General features: G+C 43.1%; 10 protein-coding genes. 6 read left to right on the top strand and 4 right to left on the bottom strand.

The window, feature by feature from the left end:
* Window positions 1-80: 80 nt before the first annotated feature.
* On the bottom strand, window positions 81-1,202 hold the full coding sequence (locus CDC37_RS08155; RefSeq protein ID WP_096621304.1) for a fatty acid desaturase family protein: 1,122 nt from the start codon (window positions 1,200-1,202) through the stop codon (window positions 81-83).
* A 389-nt stretch (window positions 1,203-1,591) separates the two neighbouring features.
* Window positions 1,592-2,659, bottom strand: a complete 1,068-nt coding sequence (locus tag CDC37_RS08160) for a fatty acid desaturase (RefSeq protein ID WP_096621305.1) — start codon at window positions 2,657-2,659, stop codon at window positions 1,592-1,594.
* A 595-nt stretch (window positions 2,660-3,254) separates the two neighbouring features.
* Here CDC37_RS08160 and CDC37_RS08165 point away from each other — a divergent pair.
* Window positions 3,255-4,901: an ABC transporter substrate-binding protein gene (locus CDC37_RS08165; protein ID WP_096621306.1), complete on the top strand. Its 1,647-nt coding sequence runs from the start codon at window positions 3,255-3,257 to the stop codon at window positions 4,899-4,901.
* Window positions 4,902-5,277: 376 nt separating this feature from the next.
* Window positions 5,278-6,306: an ABC transporter permease gene (locus CDC37_RS08170; RefSeq protein ID WP_096621307.1), complete on the top strand. Its 1,029-nt coding sequence runs from the start codon at window positions 5,278-5,280 to the stop codon at window positions 6,304-6,306.
* A gap of 89 nt (window positions 6,307-6,395) precedes the next feature.
* Here CDC37_RS08170 and CDC37_RS08175 read toward each other — a convergent pair whose 3' ends face one another.
* Together CDC37_RS08175 and CDC37_RS08180 are read right to left on the bottom strand one after the other, a co-directional pair.
* Window positions 6,396-8,513: an NACHT domain-containing protein gene (locus CDC37_RS08175; protein ID WP_096621308.1), complete on the bottom strand. Its 2,118-nt coding sequence runs from the start codon at window positions 8,511-8,513 to the stop codon at window positions 6,396-6,398.
* Window positions 8,514-8,945: 432 nt separating this feature from the next.
* Window positions 8,946-9,776, bottom strand: coding sequence for a hypothetical protein (locus CDC37_RS08180; RefSeq protein ID WP_096621309.1), 831 nt, complete (start codon window positions 9,774-9,776; stop codon window positions 8,946-8,948).
* A gap of 360 nt (window positions 9,777-10,136) precedes the next feature.
* Here CDC37_RS08180 and rpsT point away from each other — a divergent pair, with 360 nt between their 5' ends.
* From rpsT to CDC37_RS08200, 4 genes are all read left to right on the top strand, one after another.
* Window positions 10,137-10,436, top strand: a complete 300-nt coding sequence (gene rpsT / locus CDC37_RS08185) for a 30S ribosomal protein S20 (RefSeq protein ID WP_096621310.1) — start codon at window positions 10,137-10,139, stop codon at window positions 10,434-10,436.
* 98 nt (window positions 10,437-10,534) lie between these two features.
* Window positions 10,535-11,323 (top strand): TatD family hydrolase, encoded by a 789-nt coding sequence (locus CDC37_RS08190; protein WP_096621311.1) that lies wholly within the window; start codon window positions 10,535-10,537, stop codon window positions 11,321-11,323.
* A 1,103-nt stretch (window positions 11,324-12,426) separates the two neighbouring features.
* Entirely contained in the window at window positions 12,427-15,726 is a 3,300-nt protein-coding gene (gene rpoB, locus CDC37_RS08195; protein ID WP_096621312.1) for a DNA-directed RNA polymerase subunit beta, read from the top strand.
* Between the two features lie 342 nt (window positions 15,727-16,068).
* Window positions 16,069-17,946, top strand: coding sequence for a DNA-directed RNA polymerase subunit gamma (locus tag CDC37_RS08200; protein WP_096621313.1), 1,878 nt, complete (start codon window positions 16,069-16,071; stop codon window positions 17,944-17,946).
* The last annotated feature ends 169 nt before the right edge of the window (window positions 17,947-18,115 follow it).

Raw genomic sequence — 18,115 nt, forward strand, 5'->3', positions numbered from 1 at the left:
ACTATCCCCAGACTAGTTTGGAGATGTAGGATTGCTACATCTCTGAAATTTATCCTTGGATAGTTCACAGTAATCCAGATTTAATTCACTAAAACCCCTTGTTTGTTTGGTGATACTTGATTATCTCCCCGACCCAAATCCTTTAACCAACGATAATTGGCAATTAAAGCACCAACAAAAGTCGGATAGACATTGTATGTAACTCCAAATTCTGCACATACTTCTGCGACAATGGGAGCTATTTGTGGATAATGAATATGGCAAATATGGGGATAAAGATGATGGATAGTTTGGTAATTTAATCCACCTAAATACCAGTTTAAAAACCAATTACGAGGAGCAAAGTCAACCGTTGTTTTAACTTGAGCGATCGCCCACTCTTCATCAACTAAATTTGATTCGGATTCAGGTTCAATGAACTCGGCTGGTTCGAGGACATGGGCTAACATAAATACATTGCAAATCAGGATTCCGTAAGTCATATAGACAAGCAGAAATCCTATTAATGCTTCTGTGGGAGAATAACCTAAAGCCATCGGAATGAAGAGAAATATGCTTAACCAGATAATTTTTCCAGTTAACAGAATAAATATTTCTTTAGCATTTATATGGGGTATGCGATGGTCGTGATAGTGGCGTTTAAATAAGATAATGTAAATATCCGCAAAGGACCAATATAAAGGAATAATCGCGTAGATCAAATTAATCAGTAAATGTTGGTAGCGATGATACCATTTATGTTCCATATAGGGAGTCATGCGCACCAATCCATCCCCATGAATCTCCACATCATGGTGCAAAATATTGGTGTACATATGATGGAGTTGATTATGGCGGAATCTCCACAAAAAACTGGAAAGACCGATAACATCGTAAATTAATCCAATTGTTCCATTCACCGATTTATGATTTGAGTAACCACCATGATTCGCATCATGACCGACACTAAAACCAATTCCTGCAATTCCCATTCCTAAAAGGATACAACTAATAATTTTTAGCCAAATAATCGGTGGACTAAATAATACTAAACTCCAAGCGGAAATGACCCATCCCAAGATAATTACTGTTTTGAAATACATCGCTGGATGGTCACGCTTGGCAATTTTATTGCTGAGAAAGTAATCATTGACTTTTTGATTGAGTGCTTGTTGGAAACCACTTGATTTCGCAAATGTGACTTTGGTCGCTGTTTTGGTCATGAAATTTAAATTACAAAAAGAGAAAATACAAAAATACAAGCCATGAATTGGGTAGCTTGGATCAAATATAGGATGGTTTACACAGAGCAACCCATTGTAACTACAATTTTGGCTGTTTGTTTCCGGAAATAAACATTTTAGTGATTATTCAACTTTCCTATATCTTCACAAAATTCATACCCTAAATTAGATTGAAGATGTTGAATAATCAACTTCTGTACATCAAAGACCGTATCCAGAAATCTGCCCCATCTTGTTTCTGGTAAGTATTTAGATGGGGCAATTAATTAATATTGGAATAGCCTCAATTTCAGAACATGAAACACCAATATTCAAACACAAACCCTATACAACTGATAACTGTCGATAGGTATCATGTTGAATATGTTTTAATATGTACTGTTTACTGATTGATTTCGGTATTCCTGAAAAGACAAATAGCCTTCATCTTCTTTGTACAACTGACATTTATCCGTCAAGTCTTTCATTAAAGACCAGGAAAACTTATATTCATCGTGCAAATATTCACCCCAATTTTCCTTGATGCTTTGATAGGCTTTTCTTAAGTTGTAGGAAGGAATCCCAGTCGAAATATGGTGGGGAACGTGAACATTAATATCATGGCAGAGAAACTCTACCCAACGAGGATAATCACAGTGAACTGTTCCCGATAGCTGTGCGAGAGCTTCATTCCAATCAGTTTCCGACTTGAAGGGGACACTCGGTGTAGTATGGTGGACGTATGTAAAAGTACTCATCCAAAAATGATACACCAACCAAGGTATAAACCAAAACTTAATCACACCCCAAATACCCGTGGTTAAAAACAGAGCGGGAAATGCGATCGCAGCCCCAATTAACACAACAAAAACCGATAACTTTACATTTCCTCGGTCTTTGCGATCAAAATTACGCCAATCGAAGTGAATCACCAGCCAGTGTCCAATCGAACCAAGCCACCACAACTTTTTGGTTAATAATAGTCGGTATCCAATCCGATAAACAGGATGCCAAGCTTCGTAAACATCAGGACGAATTGGATGCCATGCATTATCGTAATCCAGTTTGTTGGTGTGCTTGTGGTGATAATTATGACCAATACGCCAGGAATGGAAGGGATATATTAGTGGTAAAAACGCCAGGTGTCCAACTAAATCGTTAACCCACCGACGGTTAGAAAACGAACGGTGTCCGCAATCATGGCCAATCACAAAAAAACCCGTCAGAGCGGTTCCGGTAAAAACCCAAGCGACGGGTAGGAGAAACCAGGGTGCAAATGTAATACTTGCGTACCCGAAAATTACCATCAGAACGCTGATAATTAATCCAGTCCAAGCTTTACGGGGATTTTTTTCAAAACATTCCTTGGGTAGGGATTTGATGATATCCTTCAGCGTGAAATCAACTTGATTCGGGGACTGGGTTTGGTTCTGATTGCCTACAATAAACGTTGTCATGAATTCCTCAAAGACTCCTCACCATTAAATGCCATCGCGGTATAAACCGTCTAGTCTACAAATGTAATTTATGAAAAAATAGCTTGTACAAGAACAGGTATATTTCCTTCCTTCAGTACAGGTTGACAGGACTGTTTGCAAAAAAGCCCCCAAAAAACACACATCAATAAATTATCACCTGTAATGGTGTATATGAGTAGGAAAAAATGCCTGACGCAATTCCGATTGGTAGGGATAGAATACAGGAGACAGGATACATAAAGCTTTTTGATGTTTGGTTGTGTCACAGCTCCCCATGTAGATATAAACTCTCCTGCTAGTGCGTTCGCACTATAAAATCATCAACAACTTTTTCCCACTCTTCCCCTTCTCCCCTACTCCTGACGCTAAAGTGCTACTACGTGCCTTTTTTGACTCATCAAAATTAATGGGACAGACCACTAGTCCACCATGTTGCTTGGACACGAGGAAACAAGAAAATAGCTCCCGCACCCACTCCCGACTCCCTATTTTCAAGTGAGTGAAACATTTTACCTGGGGATTTTAGTCCTACCTGTAGTAGAATGTCTCACCATCCTGGAATATCAAAATTTTTATGAATTGGTTATTATCGCCATTTTCTCGATGGCCAAAAATTACCAGAGTCTTGAGTTTATCTTGTTTGTGTCTATTTTTAATCGTTAGTTGTAACTCCTCTCCCTCCTCCGATACCCTGGGGAATGGTGCTGCAACCAGCGATCGCATTGTTATTGGTACTACTAATAAACCCCGTACCCTTGACCCTGCGGATGCCTATGAAACTGGCTCCCTAGCTCTGATTTATAATATGAGCGATCGCTTATATACTTACAAGGGGGAAACTGCGGAAATTATCCCCCAATTGGCAACTGCTCTACCGCAAGTGAGTGCTGATGGTTTAACCTATACCATACCTGTACGTCAGGATGTGGTATTTCACGATGGCACAAAGTTTAATGCTGCGGCAATGGCCTTTAGTTTGGAACGATTTATCAAAAATGGCGGGAAACCAGCTTTTTTATTGGGTGATATTGTTGACTCAGTAAAATCTACAGGCGAATACGAACTAACGATTAAACTCAAACAACCCTTTGCCGCATTTCCTTCCCTACTCGCCTTTTCCGGTGTTTGTGCAGTCTCTCCCCAAGCCTACGAAATCGGTGAAGGTAAATTTAACCCCAATAATTTTGTCGGTACAGGTCCCTACAAATTAACCCAATTTGCCACCGACCGGGTACAACTGGATGTTTTTGACCAGTATTGGGGAAATAAACCAATTAACAACGGTATCGTTCTGCAAATTCTTAGTAGTGGCGTAAATCTATACAACTCCTTCCAGAAAAAATCCATAGATGTAGCTGCTTTATCGATGGATGCGGATCAAATTCGTGCCCTTCGCAGTAAAGCCAAAACCGGAGCTTGGCAAGCGATCGCTAACAATGGTAGCGTTGTTTACTTTATGTCCGTCAACCGGAACCAAGAACCTTTAAACAAACCTGCCGTAAGACAAGCACTAGCAGCCATGTTCAACCGGACATTACTCCTAGAGCGGGTATTATACGGACAGGGGCAGCCAGTATATAGTATGATACCCAACACCTTTGACGTGTATCAACCTGTATTCAAAGAAAAATATGGAGAAGATGGGAACATCCCAGCAGCCAAGAAAATGTTAGAACAAGCTGGCTTTAGTCAACAAAACCCCGCCAAAATCGAACTGTGGTATCGTTCCAATATTCCGACTACAACTTTAAACGCCACAGTCATCAAAGCGATCGCAGATAAAACAATGGGTGGTCTACTAGACATCCAGACAATCGGGATTGACTCAACTACAATGTATCGCAATATCTCCAAAGGCGTGTATGCCACTACCCTATTAGAATGGTATCCCGACTTTTTAGACCCAGATAATTACGTCCAGCCCTTTTTGCAATGCGAACAGGGAAATCCAGAAACCGGATGTGAAAAAGGCGGTAGCGTCTCCCAAGGGTCATTTTACTACAGCGATCACATGAATAAACTAATTGAAGCCCAACGCCAAGAACAAGACCCCAGGAAACGCCGACAAATCTTCGCCGAAATTCAACAAATCCTCGCCGAAGAAGTACCCTATATCCCCCTCTGGCAAGGACAAGATTACCTCTTTGCCCACAACGGAGTCAACGGAGTCAAACAAGACGCAAGTCAGTTGTTAATTTATAGCGGGATTAAAAAAACTTGAATTTGAGGAGACAGGAGAGATATGTGAACTGTCTATAGCTTTCTACCCTCCGAAACAGAACTTTTCCTTTAGATGCTTAATCCTTGAAGGTCAACTGTCACCTGTAAACCGTCAACAAACCAAAAGCAAAATACATCAGCGTGCAAACTAACTAGTCATCATGAACTGCGTACACCAGGATGTATGAAATTGATTTTTCCCCCACTCCCTACTCCCTGTACAGACGACCTGACGGGTCGTCTCTACTCCCTGATCTCAACGACAATTTTCACCACCCACCTACTCATAACTAATCAAAAACCTGTCCAGGAAAGTTTTCCAGAAGCATCAAACGACTCATTAGAGTAATCCATAATCTAAAATCTAAAATCCAACCATGTCCCGTTCTCAAGCCCTAACCTACTACATAACCACCCGCTTATTATTAGCACCCTTACAAATCCTCACCATCGTCACAATGGTATTTTTGTTACTGCGAGTTGCAGCTGGCGACCCAGTGGATGCTATTTTAGGTGTACGCGCTCCCGATGCAGCCAAAGAAGCCCTGCGCAAACAGCTTGGTTTAGATGCACCCTTGTGGTTACAGTACCTCAATTACCTAGGTAATCTCTTCTTCAAACTCGATTTAGGTAATTCCCTCACCAGCAGTGGTAAAGCCGTCTGGGAAATCATTGGAGAGCATTTTCCTGCAACAGCCGAATTAGCCATATCTAGCATTATTGTTGCTCTCGTTGTCGGTATTGGTGTGGGAATGCTGTCCGCATCCCGTCCCGGTACTAGTCTCGATGTGGGGGGTCGTCTATTTGGCATTATTACCTACGCTTTACCGATGTTTTGGGCGGGAATGGTACTACAATTAATCTTTGCTGTTGGCTTAGATTTATTACCCCTGGGAACCAGATTTCCAGCCACCTTAGCAACACCTACCAAAATCACCGGACTGTATACCATCGATAGTCTATTATCAGGTGAATTTATTCAATTTTTTACCGCCATCAAATACCTAATCCTTCCCAGTTGTACCTTGGGAATTCTCCTCAGTGGCATATTTGAACGCATTGTCCGGGTTAACTTGAAACAAACCCTCCTATCCGACTACGTAGAAGCCGCCAGAGCCAGAGGTATCCCTGAAAACAAAATTCTGGTCTCCCACGCCCTCAAAAATGCCCTCATTCCCGTGATTACAGTCCTGGGATTAACCTTTGCATCCCTACTCGGAGGAGCAATCCTCACCGAAGTCACCTTTTCTTGGCCAGGTTTAGCCAATCGTCTCTACGAAGCCATCCACGAACGGGATTACACCACCGTCCAGGGCATCATGGTATTTTTCGGCACAATAGTTGTGATTGCAAGTATTTTAATTGATATTTTCAACGCCTACGTAGACCCACGTATTCGTTATTAATTTTAGTTTTTAAATTTTGGATTTTGGGCGTTGCTGAATCCATGTATGAATTTAAATATAGAGACGCGATATATCGCGCCTCTATGCAATTAATCACAGCATAACATCCGAGATTCCACCTCAGCCCATCCTTGCTTCGACAAACTAACCGCAGCTTGCTGACAACGCACAATCAAAGCGTTGACATACAAATAATTCGTCAAGGCTGCTGATTCTGCTGAGGATAAATTTAACAAATCGGAATTAAGCTGTAATCCCGTCAGCCAAGTTTGGGCAATCCGTGAATTAAAACCTTGGTGTACTTTGTAGGAATCATTGATACGCGGAGCACGACTCCATAGTACCCCTAAATTATTCATCAAACGGTTGAAATCCACCCTGGGTAAAATTTGGGAACGACTTAATTCGTCCGCGATCGCATGGTTCAAAGCCTGTTCTAAAGCCCGTTTTGGGGTTGCTGGTCGCATGGGGGTACGACTGGAATTGAGTGCTCTGACGTAACTGGGATTGGCAACTCTAGCTAAATCTAATATCCGTGTCATTTCCAAAAAATCGGCTAAACGGGGACTAAGTAATGTCACTAATTCCAGGCTAGCATCTTTCCCTGTTCCCAAAAATAGAGCCACAGATCGCTGGGTGAGTGGGGAAAATTCCGATCCATCCCCTTGGGAAATCTCCATCACCCATTTAATTAACCCTTGCAGTTTTGGTGTATACAAATATCCCCGTGCTTTGACCTCCATCATCATCAAAAACTCGTCCACACCCCGACGCATTAATCCTGCAACCAACAAGAAAACCTCATACCAGCGTTTATCTAGTAAATGTAAATTCACCAAGTTTGCAGCTTCGTGATTATCAGTAATATATTGAGCTGTTAAATATTCCTGGAACGACAAATGGCAAAAAGAATATATATCTGCGGCCCTCTCCACCAATATACCCTGTTGAACCGCGATCGCATTTAAAATTTCTTCCCCATTTAAATACTGAGGTACATTGAAATGATTACTAATAAAATTTCTTATATCACGGGTAATCTCCCATCTTGGAAAAAATAGTTGGTCATTTTTAAATCCCTTATAGGCAATATCAGCTAATAAAATTTCCTCTAATTCCGTACTTAATCCTTTATGGATTTCTTCCCGCATGATGCGCTTCTCCGCTGCCCATGCTTCTAGTAAAATTCTTAATGCTTGTCGATACAAACCACTTCTTTTATTCGCAAAATGTTGGGAATGGTCATAAACTAAACATAAAAAAGTTAGCAATAAAGGTGTATTTGCCAACTCCTTTGCTCCACTATTTTCTGGCTTTTGTAAGATTTCCCAACACTTTTTGGCAGTACCGATCCGTTTATCCTCCTCCGATTGGAACCAATTAGAAATAAATTGTTTAATTTGCGTATTATCAAACTCCGCCATTGCCACATCGGTAAAACGTTGAAAGTAACTCCGATATGCCGCAATCCGACATGAAATAATAAATCTATTCTGATAGTATTGATCACAAAAATTCTCTATCGTCTCCATGACTCTAGACACATATTTGACAGGGACTTCATCTAAACCATCAAATAAAATTAATAACCGCCCATCCGTCAATAACTTCTGGGTAGACTCTTGTGCATAGGGTAAACCACAAATCTTAAATTCCTCAATAATTGCCTGAACTATATCAATTTTTGCCGAAGTAAATCGCTTCAATTCTAAAAATACCGGAATACACTCATGCTGATAAGCACCATTTTTCCCCTTCAGTGCTTCCAAACCAATTTTCCGTAAAAATGTTGACTTACCTACCCCAGGACCACCCAACACCATTAAATACTGCTTCTGGTTAGCAACCTCAATCCCAGAGACCTTGGTCGCATTCCGGGGTTGAAAACTACGATTCTCCCGATAAGCTCTTTCTAAACTTTCAACGGACTCCAACCGTCGCACATCACTATTTTTTAAAAAAAATACCGTGATATATATCGATTCTAACGCCACTGGTTCCCGCATCCCTAACACCTTTAAGCGACAATGGCGTTCGGCATAGTTTTTAACATACTGCTGGGAAGCTTCATATACCAACTGCTGCATTTTCCGATCTAGCAGTCTTTGCAATTTGGTCACACCCTTCCAAGTCTTCTCAATCAAAATCATCGCCAGAAATTGACCTGCTTCTTTGCCAATTTCGGTTGCTAGAGTTTCTGCGGGCATATTCCATACCTACTTCAGTATAATTGCTGAATCAAACCCGTGGGTGAAGAATCCGGAAAAAGTGTAACAATATCCGAGAAAATACTCTTTAACAATTGAATTACCTGTTGCCTCTTACCCTTTACCCACCAGGAATCAAAGACTTATTCCCGTCAACTCTAAGTATAATTTTATCTGCACAAATATATCTGTAGGAAATGAAAAAACAAGCTGATGTTCGACAACCAACTTGCTCAATAATTAGGACTTATGCACTCGTTAGGAGAAATCAGATGTTTGGAATTGTTACTTTGTCAGAAGCTGCTGCACGTCTATCTTATGACCAGACGTTCCATCCGCTACCGGAAGAAGTGCAATGACGTAACTGTGTGGTGATTGCGTAAGTCCTGAATAAATTTACTACTTGTTTGATAAAAAATACAATACATTTAATTACATGTATCGACCTTCATTATGGGTGGGGGAATCATAGTAAACTTGAAAGCGATCGCTTGTTGGCTTAGAGGAAGCAACAGCAACCGGAGTTGATGCCTGAAGATGATTTTGCATCTGCTGCATTTTTTCCATCATCAACCGCATTTGCCGTTGCAATTCTTCAAATTCTTCGCTGGTAATGGATGTATTGGTTACAGGTTGATGGTGGGGCTGATTAGTGTTCACTTGGCTGCTAGGTGCATACCTCATATATGTTTGGGATGCAGCGAAAGTTGAAGCCACATCAAGTGCAGGGTTAACTCGACCATGACCCTGATGACGGGTGGGAACTGGTAAACTGGGGGTAATTACCTTGGGTTGAATTACGGTCGCAGTTTGAGCAACCACCGGTTGAGAAACGGCTTGTGCAAAACTTGGTTCACCAATAGTCCGGTCAAAGGGAACTTCTTCATCTAGAAATCCCGTCAATCCAGATATTTGCAAGCGGGATTCCGACATCTTAAGTTCCTTCAACAAAGCATCTTTCTCGCTTAAAGTTTCCTCCAACAAAGAAATCTGACTAGTTAGTTTTTCCGAATAACGTGCTGAACTTCGCCACCCACCAATTGCCGCAGCTGCAACTCCTGTTCCCAAGCTCAACAGCGTCACTAATCCCACATAGGGAGGAGCAATATCCCTTAAGCGACCATCAAAAATCGGTTCTTCTTCAAAGCGAATATTAACCGGTTTGTCTCCTAGTACAGCCAAAGGCGAACTCATCAGGGAAAAAACAGCTGCGGACGCAATCACAGGGGGTAAAACGAATTTTCGCAGTGCAGGTAAGCTCATATTTGTATTTTTTGAGAGATTTTTTGTGAAATCCAATACTAAGTATATGTCGCAGCACCCCAAGAGATAAAGTATAAACTTTATCGCCTAAAGATGGTATTCTATAGTGATCTGATTAACTGCGTCTATACATAATCTAGTTGTTATATGTTTCATTTTCAATCCATAAAGCATAAAGTTGTCAATACTAAAATTGAAATTTTAGTAAATTTACGGTGATGGACACTGTGTGAAAGTGCATGAAAGGTCTCCCACCACATAATTAATTTTGTGTTCATCTGTAAATTTGGCATTTTCGATGCTATATTGATTAAATCTAGTAGTGTGTTTAAATAAGAAAACTGATTTCTGGAAGCAACAGTGGCAAATTCAAAATCTGCACTCAAACGCGCAAAAATCGCTGAACGTAATCGATTACGCAATAAATCCTACAAGTCCGCAGTGCGGACACTGATGAAGAAATGTTTTACTTCTGTAGATGCCTATCTATCAGAACCAACACCTGACCTAGAAAAAGAGGTCGCAATCCGCATGTCGGAAGCCTATAGCAAAATAGATAAGGCTGTAAAGCGCGGTGTGTTGCATCCTAATAATGGTGCAAGGAAGAAATCACAGTTGGCGCGACGACTGAAGACAGCAACATCTCAAGCAAGTGCGTAGGTCTCGATGATTTGTGTCAGGAAGTAGCTTTGTGCAAGTCTTCCAAATATATATGGATATGGGCGAGTAGCAGTTAGAAAATAGGTGTTTCCGGGAAAATGCAGCTAATTGATACTCACGTTCACCTGAACTTCGATATTTTTCAACCCGATTTATCGGAAGTGCGATCGCGGTGGTTGGAAACAGGTGTGATCCGTCTAGTTCATTCCTGTGTAGAGCCATCGGAATACGAAAGTATAAAGGCGATAGCTAGTCAATTTCCCGAAGTGAGTTTTGCGATTGGTTTACATCCCCTAGATGCCAGTAAATGGGACTCAAGTATGGGAAAACAGGTCAAAAAGTTGGCAAGTTCCCATCCCAAGGTAGTGGCTATAGGTGAAACAGGGTTGGACTTTTACAAAGCTGACAATGTTCAAGAGCAACTAACCGCCTTCGCTGACCAGATTGAAATCGCCTGTGAATTAAATCTACCTTTGATTATTCATTGTCGTGATGCTGCATCCCATGTTCACCAGGTGTTGCAAAGTTACAAAGCCACTGCTGGAGAAAGGTTACGAGGAGTAATGCATTGTTGGGGAGGCAATCCGGAAGAAACTCAATGGTTTCTAGATTTAGGCTTTTATATCAGCTTTAGCGGCACAGTCACCTTTAAAAATGCCCACCCCATCCATGCTAGCGCCCAAATGGTTCCCAGCGATCGCCTGTTAATTGAAACGGACTGTCCCTTTCTTGCTCCCGTTCCCAAACGTGGACAGAAACGGAATGAACCAGCCTATGTTCAGTATGTAGCCGAACACATTGCCCTCCTGCGCCAAACCTCTGTTGAGGAGATTAGCCAGCAAACAACCCTTAACGCCTGTCAAGTATTTGGATTATCCCTGACTTGATGGGACTATTAGCGCTTACAGAAGCAAAAAGGTAAACAGCAGTACTTTTCATTGGAAATATGCTATGATCTATTTCTCCTAAATTGGAAAGTTTGCGCCATAATTAGTAAGGTACTATTATCTAGGTTGGATCAGGAAGGCATATTTACGTCAAAGCGCCTCTCTTGTTTGAGAAATATAGTCTCTAATTGGTAGATCGCTTGTGACTTGCCCAAATTCTGATCCAGCTATGGATATCTAGTGACCATATCGTAAATGACCGCCTTTGCCCTGTTTAACGATTTATCTGTAGAAAAATCTATAGCAAATTTTCAGATTCTTTTATTGCTTGGCGATAGGTAAATGACTCACCCAAAGTCACTTGAATTTCATCCACAACTACTTTCAGCTTCAACCATCCAGATTAATTAGTTGTTAGCCTTGATTGTGATTTCATTGAATCTTAACTTCGGCAGTGACAAAATTACCCTGTCTGTACAGAGGGTAAATAATCACATCAAAAAGTTTCGCAAACTGGCAGATAGCACATTGGGAGGATAAGTGAACCAAAAAAACCAAAGCCATGCACCTAGGGGTAAGCGAGGTAAACATTAGCTTTGACCAAGCAGACACAAACTAGAAATATTCTGACAAACAAATCCAGTATCAGCGTACCAAAAACTATATTCGGTTCGGATACTAGATTTTTTCTGCTTAGAGACCTTATTTTTCTGGTTTTAATTACCTACCCCATTAGGTTCTAATTTTCTCACGTTCACACGTGAAAATCCAGATATCTCGATCACAGCATTAGCTAAGATTATTCCGCTTTACAAACAAGCATTCCGAGTAAATCATTACCAAATCAATGGGGAATTATAAGTAGTAGCAGTGCAAAATTAATTTGACATTCCGAAACGCTGAAATCCTTGTGTTGGCGAAGCCTGTCCGAAGGACTTATGCTCCGTTCCTCGCGATGACAATACATATTTAATTTTGCATCAGCACTTGCTCCGGTCTGAAAGCGGGTATTTGCCGAAAAAAATCCAGTCAAAAATCCTTTTCAGACGGATACTCCGGGTGTCCCCAAGAGCAAAATCAACCAGGTTGACAAAGGTAGAAGCATGACTAACGAATCAATTATGGAACCTGTGTTTCTGTTACCCGACTTAATCGAGATTCAACGAGCAAGTTTTCGTTGGTTTCTCGAAGAGGGTTTAATTGAGGAGTTAAACTCCTTTAGTCCGATTACAGATTACACAGGTAAACTCGAGTTGCACTTCCTCGGTCAAAACTACAAAATGAAGGAGCCGAAGTACAGCGTCGAAGACTCTAAGCGTCGTGATAGTACGTATGCCGTACAAATGTACGTACCCACACGCTTAATCAACAAAGAAACGGGGGAAATTAAAGAACAGGACGTATTTATCGGCGATTTACCCTTAATGACCGATAGGGGGACATTTATCATTAACGGAGCCGAGCGCGTCATTGTCAACCAAATAGTGCGATCGCCCGGAGTATACTACAAATCCGAAATCGACAAAAACGGTCGTCGAACCTATTCAGCCAGTTTAATACCCAACCGTGGAGCTTGGCTGAAATTTGAAACCGACCGTAACGATTTAGTCTGGGTACGGATCGACAAAACCCGGAAACTATCAGCCCAAGTTTTACTTAAAGCCCTAGGATTATCGGACAACGAAATATTCGACGCACTTCGTCATCCCGAATATTTCCAGAAAACCATCGAAAAAGAAGGTCAATTTTCCGAAGAAGATGCCTTAATGGAACTATATCGGAAACTACGACCAGGGGAGCCTCCAACGGTACTGGGTGGACAACAGTTGCTAGACTCAAGATTTTTTGATCCCAAGCGTTACGACCTGGGTAAGGTTGGTAGATACAAATTAAACAAAAAACTAAGGCTGCAAGTCCCTGACACGGTGCGAGTGCTTACGTCTACCGATATATTAGCAGCTGTTGATTATCTGATCAACCTCGAATATGACATTGGTAGTATCGACGACATCGACCACCTAGGAAACCGTCGAGTTCGGAGTGTAGGGGAACTATTACAAAATCAGGTGCGCGTCGGTTTAAACCGGTTAGAAAGGATTATCCGGGAACGGATGACAGTTTCCGATGCGGAAGTGCTGACCCCAGCATCCCTAGTCAACCCCAAACCGTTGGTAGCGGCAATTAAGGAATTTTTTGGCTCCAGCCAACTATCCCAGTTCATGGACCAAACCAATCCCCTAGCAGAATTAACCCACAAACGTCGTCTTTCCGCCCTCGGACCAGGTGGTTTAACCCGTGAACGTGCGGGATTTGCCGTGAGGGACATTCACCCCTCCCACTACGGTCGGATTTGTCCGATTGAGACCCCAGAAGGACCAAACGCGGGATTAATCGGTTCCTTGGCTACCCATGCGCGGGTCAACCCCTACGGATTTTTGGAAACACCATCCCGTCCCGTGGAGGGGGGACGTGTCCGATTTGACCTGCCAATAGTCTACATGACCGCCGACGAAGAAGATGATTTACGGGTGGCAGCGGGAGATGCGGCCATTGATGAAAATGGCTATTTAATTGGACCCCAGGTACCCGTGCGTTATCGCCAGGAATTTTCCACCACCACCCCAGATCAGGTAGACTTTATCGCTGTTTCCCCAGTGCAGATAGTCTCGGTTGCTACTAGTATGATTCCCTTTTTGGAACACGACGACGCAAACCGAGCATTAATGGGTTCCAACATGCAACGGCAAGCCGTACCTTTGCTCAAACCCGAACGTCCCTTGGTGGGAACAGGTTTAGAAGCCCAAGCAGCGAGGGACTCTGGGATGGTGATTGTCTCCCGTACCGATGGGGATGTCACCTACGTGGATGCCACCGAGATTCGTGTCCGTCCCAAATCCGGAGCTGCGGAAATTCGCTACCCCATCTCTAAATATCAACGCTCCAACCAAGACACCTGTTTGAACCAAAGACCCTTGGTGAGAATTGGTGAGCGGGTAGTAGCTGGACAGGTGCTAGCGGATGGCTCCTCCACCGAGGGTGGTGAGTTGGCCTTAGGACAGAATATTGTCGTTGCCTACATGCCTTGGGAAGGGTATAACTACGAAGACGCAATTTTGATTTCCGAGCGTTTAGTGCAGGATGATATATATACCTCGATTCACATTGAGAAATACGAAATCGAGGCAAGGCAGACTAAATTAGGACCAGAAGAAATTACCAGGGAAATCCCCAACGTCGGTGAGGATGCTTTGCGTCAATTGGACGAAAACGGGATTATTCGCATCGGTGCTTGGGTAGAAGCCGGAGATATTTTGGTGGGGAAAGTGACTCCTAAAGGGGAATCAGATCAGCCACCGGAAGAAAAATTACTGCGGGCCATTTTTGGAGAAAAGGCGCGGGATGTGCGTGACAACAGCTTGCGTGTACCCAATGGAGAAAAAGGCCGGGTCGTTGATGTGCGTTTGTTTACCCGTGAACAGGGTGACGAACTGCCACCGGGAGCCAACATGGTGGTGCGGGTGTACGTTGCCCAAAAACGGAAAATCCAAGTCGGCGACAAAATGGCGGGAAGACATGGAAATAAGGGAATTATTTCCAAGATACTGCCAGTAGAAGATATGCCCTATTTACCGGATGGTAGTCCTGTGGATATCGTCTTGAATCCCCTAGGTGTACCGAGTCGGATGAACGTCGGACAAGTATTTGAATGCTTGTTGGGTTGGGCTGGACATAATCTGGGTGTGCGCTTTAAGATTACCCCCTTTGACGAGATGTATGGGGAAGAGTCATCAAGGCGAATAGTCCACGGTAAATTACAGGAAGCACGGGATGAAACCGGACGCTCATGGCTGTATAATCCCGACGAACCCGGCAAAATCATGGTGTACGATGGGCGTACAGGTGAACCATTCGACCGTCCTGTAACGGTTGGGGTGGCCTACATGCTCAAACTGGTTCACTTGGTTGACGATAAGATTCACGCTCGTTCCACCGGACCCTACTCCTTGGTGACACAGCAACCTTTAGGAGGAAAGGCACAACAGGGTGGACAGCGATTTGGAGAAATGGAAGTATGGGCATTGGAAGCCTTTGGTGCAGCCTATACCTTGCAGGAATTGTTGACCGTTAAATCCGACGATATGCAAGGTCGGAATGAGGCATTAAACGCGATTGTCAAAGGTAAAGCGATTCCTCGTCCGGGAACACCAGAATCCTTCAAGGTATTAATGCGGGAGTTGCAATCCTTGGGCTTAGATATTGCCGTGCATAAGGTGGAAACTCAAGCCGACGGTAGCTCCTTGGATGTGGAAGTCGATTTAATGGCAGATCAGTCAGCGCGACGTACCCCTCCCCGTCCTACCTACGAATCCCTATCCCGCGAATCCGTCGAAGAGGAAGAATAAGGGTTGACAGTTCACAGTTGACCGTTAATGGTGTGTTGATTGTCAACTGAGATTTTTCGGTGCTTGACTTTGACTGGAGAAAATTAGCTTGTAAACGAAGGGAGTAGCTAATATGTACTGTCTAATACCACTTACTACTCCCTACTCCCTAGAGCCTGCTGTATTACCGCTTGTGCGTCTACACTTTCAAGTCAGGAACGGGCTATTTTGGTGTCTACTCCGTGTGTTTGGAACTGCGATCGCTTGCTTCCCACCCTACTTAGCATTCATTGCGGTTAGTCAAACACAAAATTTTCTCGCTCTTGCCATCTCCAACTATCTAAACCAGAATCCACAATCCAGATGAGAACAGTTCAAAATAATCAATTTGACTACGTAAAAATTGGCTTGGCTTCACCCGAACGAATTCGTCAATGGGGTGAAAGGACTTTACCTAATGGTCAGGTGGTCGGCGAAGTCACAAAACCAGAAACAATCAACTACCGGACTTTAAAACCGGAAATGGACGGATTGTTCTGTGAACGTATATTTGGTCCAGCCAAAGATTGGGAATGCCACTGTGGTAAATATAAACGTGTGCGCCATCGGGGGATAGTCTGCGAACGTTGTGGAGTGGAAGTTACTGAGTCCCGCGTTCGTCGTCATCGGATGGGGTATATCAAACTTGCGGCTCCAGTTGCTCACGTTTGGTATCTTAAAGGTATCCCCAGTTATATTTCGATTTTGCTCGATATGCCCCTGCGTGATGTTGAGCAAATAGTGTATTTTAACTCCTATGTTGTCCTCAGCCCTGGGAATGCGGAAACCTTAACCTACAAGCAATTGTTAACCGAAGACCAGTGGCTAGAAATTGAAGACCAAATCTACAGTGAAGATTCCCAGCTAGTTGGTGTGGAAGTGGGAATTGGCGCTGAGGCATTATTGCGCTTACTCGCTGATATTAATTTAGAACAGGAAGCGGAAAACTTACGGGAAGAAATTACCCTGGCAAAAGGACAAAAACGGGCAAAATTAATTAAACGTTTGCGGGTGATTGATAACTTTATTGCCACGGGTTCTAAACCGGAATGGATGGTGATGACCTATATCCCCGTGATTCCCCCCGATTTACGACCGATGGTACAACTAGATGGTGGTCGATTTGCCACCAGTGACCTGAATGATTTGTACCGTCGGGTAATTAACCGGAATAATCGCTTGGCCAGATTACAGGAAATTTTGGCACCGGAAATCATTGTCCGCAATGAAAAACGGATGTTACAAGAAGCCGTGGATGCCTTAATTGATAATGGCCGACGGGGACGGACGGTGGTAGGTGCAAATAACCGACCCTTGAAATCCCTATCTGACATTATTGAGGGTAAACAGGGACGCTTCCGCCAAAACCTTCTGGGTAAACGGGTTGACTATTCGGGACGTTCGGTAATTGTAGTGGGACCGAAATTAAGTATCCACCAGTGTGGTTTACCCAGGGAAATGGCCATTGAGTTGTTCCAACCCTTCGTGATTAATCGGTTAATTCGCAGTGGCATGGTGAATAATATTAAGGCTGCGAAAAAATTGATTTCCCGTGCTGATCCCCAGGTATGGGATGTGTTAGAGGAGGTAATCGAAGGACACCCAGTCATGCTCAACCGTGCGCCGACCCTACACCGTCTGGGGATTCAGGCATTTGAGCCGATTTTGGTAGAAGGAAGGGCAATTCAACTACATCCTTTGGTTTGTCCGGCATTTAACGCCGACTTTGACGGAGACCAAATGGCGGTGCATGTGCCCTTATCCCTGGAATCACAGGCAGAAGCACGGTTATTAATGTTGGCTTCTAATAACGTATTGTCTCCGGCAACTGGTAGACCCGTAATTACACCTAGCCAAGACATGGTTTTAGGTGCTTATTATCTAACTGCGGAAAATCCCAAAGCCACCAAGGGAGCAGGTAAGTATTTTGCTTCTTTAGATGATGCGATTATGGCCTTTGAATTGGGGCAAGTGGATTTACATGCCTATGTTTACGTTCGTTTTGATGGGGAAGTGGAATCACCAGAAGCAGATAAGCAACCCCTAGAAGAAATTAAAAACGAAGACGGCACGATTACTCGGATTTATAAGTACAGACGTGTTCGTGAAGATAGGGATGGGAATATTTTGTCTCAGTATATTTACACGACACCGGGACGTGTGATTTATAACAAAGCGATTCAGGATGCATTGGCAAGTTAGGTAGAATCGTCGCCAAACCAAAATAATCGTGGTCGGAGTCCCTTCCCCGACCACAACAATGTCCCTTTTTGGGGTGGAAAGGGAGAGGAAGGAAAAAATTATCCGCCACGGATGGGGATAATTAATGTTCAAAAAGCCTCCTAATCCCAAATCGAAAATTCAAAATTCT

It is taken from the genome of Calothrix sp. NIES-3974 (assembly GCF_002368395.1).
Taxonomy (GTDB): domain Bacteria; phylum Cyanobacteriota; class Cyanobacteriia; order Cyanobacteriales; family Nostocaceae; genus NIES-3974.

What these genes read in the sequence shown, in the direction of transcription:
- CDC37_RS08155 (WP_096621304.1), bottom strand. Translation starts at nt 1,202, where the DNA reads ATGACCAAAACAGCGACCAAAGTCACATTTGCGAAATCAAGTGGTTTC.
- CDC37_RS08160 (WP_096621305.1), bottom strand. Translation starts at nt 2,659, where the DNA reads ATGACAACGTTTATTGTAGGCAATCAGAACCAAACCCAGTCCCCGAAT.
- CDC37_RS08165 (WP_096621306.1), top strand. Translation starts at nt 3,255, where the DNA reads ATGAATTGGTTATTATCGCCATTTTCTCGATGGCCAAAAATTACCAGA.
- CDC37_RS08170 (WP_096621307.1), top strand. Translation starts at nt 5,278, where the DNA reads ATGTCCCGTTCTCAAGCCCTAACCTACTACATAACCACCCGCTTATTA.
- CDC37_RS08175 (WP_096621308.1), bottom strand. Translation starts at nt 8,513, where the DNA reads ATGCCCGCAGAAACTCTAGCAACCGAAATTGGCAAAGAAGCAGGTCAA.
- CDC37_RS08180 (WP_096621309.1), bottom strand. Translation starts at nt 9,776, where the DNA reads ATGAGCTTACCTGCACTGCGAAAATTCGTTTTACCCCCTGTGATTGCG.
- CDC37_RS08190 (WP_096621311.1), top strand. Translation starts at nt 10,535, where the DNA reads ATGCAGCTAATTGATACTCACGTTCACCTGAACTTCGATATTTTTCAA.
- rpoB (WP_096621312.1), top strand. Translation starts at nt 12,427, where the DNA reads ATGACTAACGAATCAATTATGGAACCTGTGTTTCTGTTACCCGACTTA.
- CDC37_RS08200 (WP_096621313.1), top strand. Translation starts at nt 16,069, where the DNA reads ATGAGAACAGTTCAAAATAATCAATTTGACTACGTAAAAATTGGCTTG.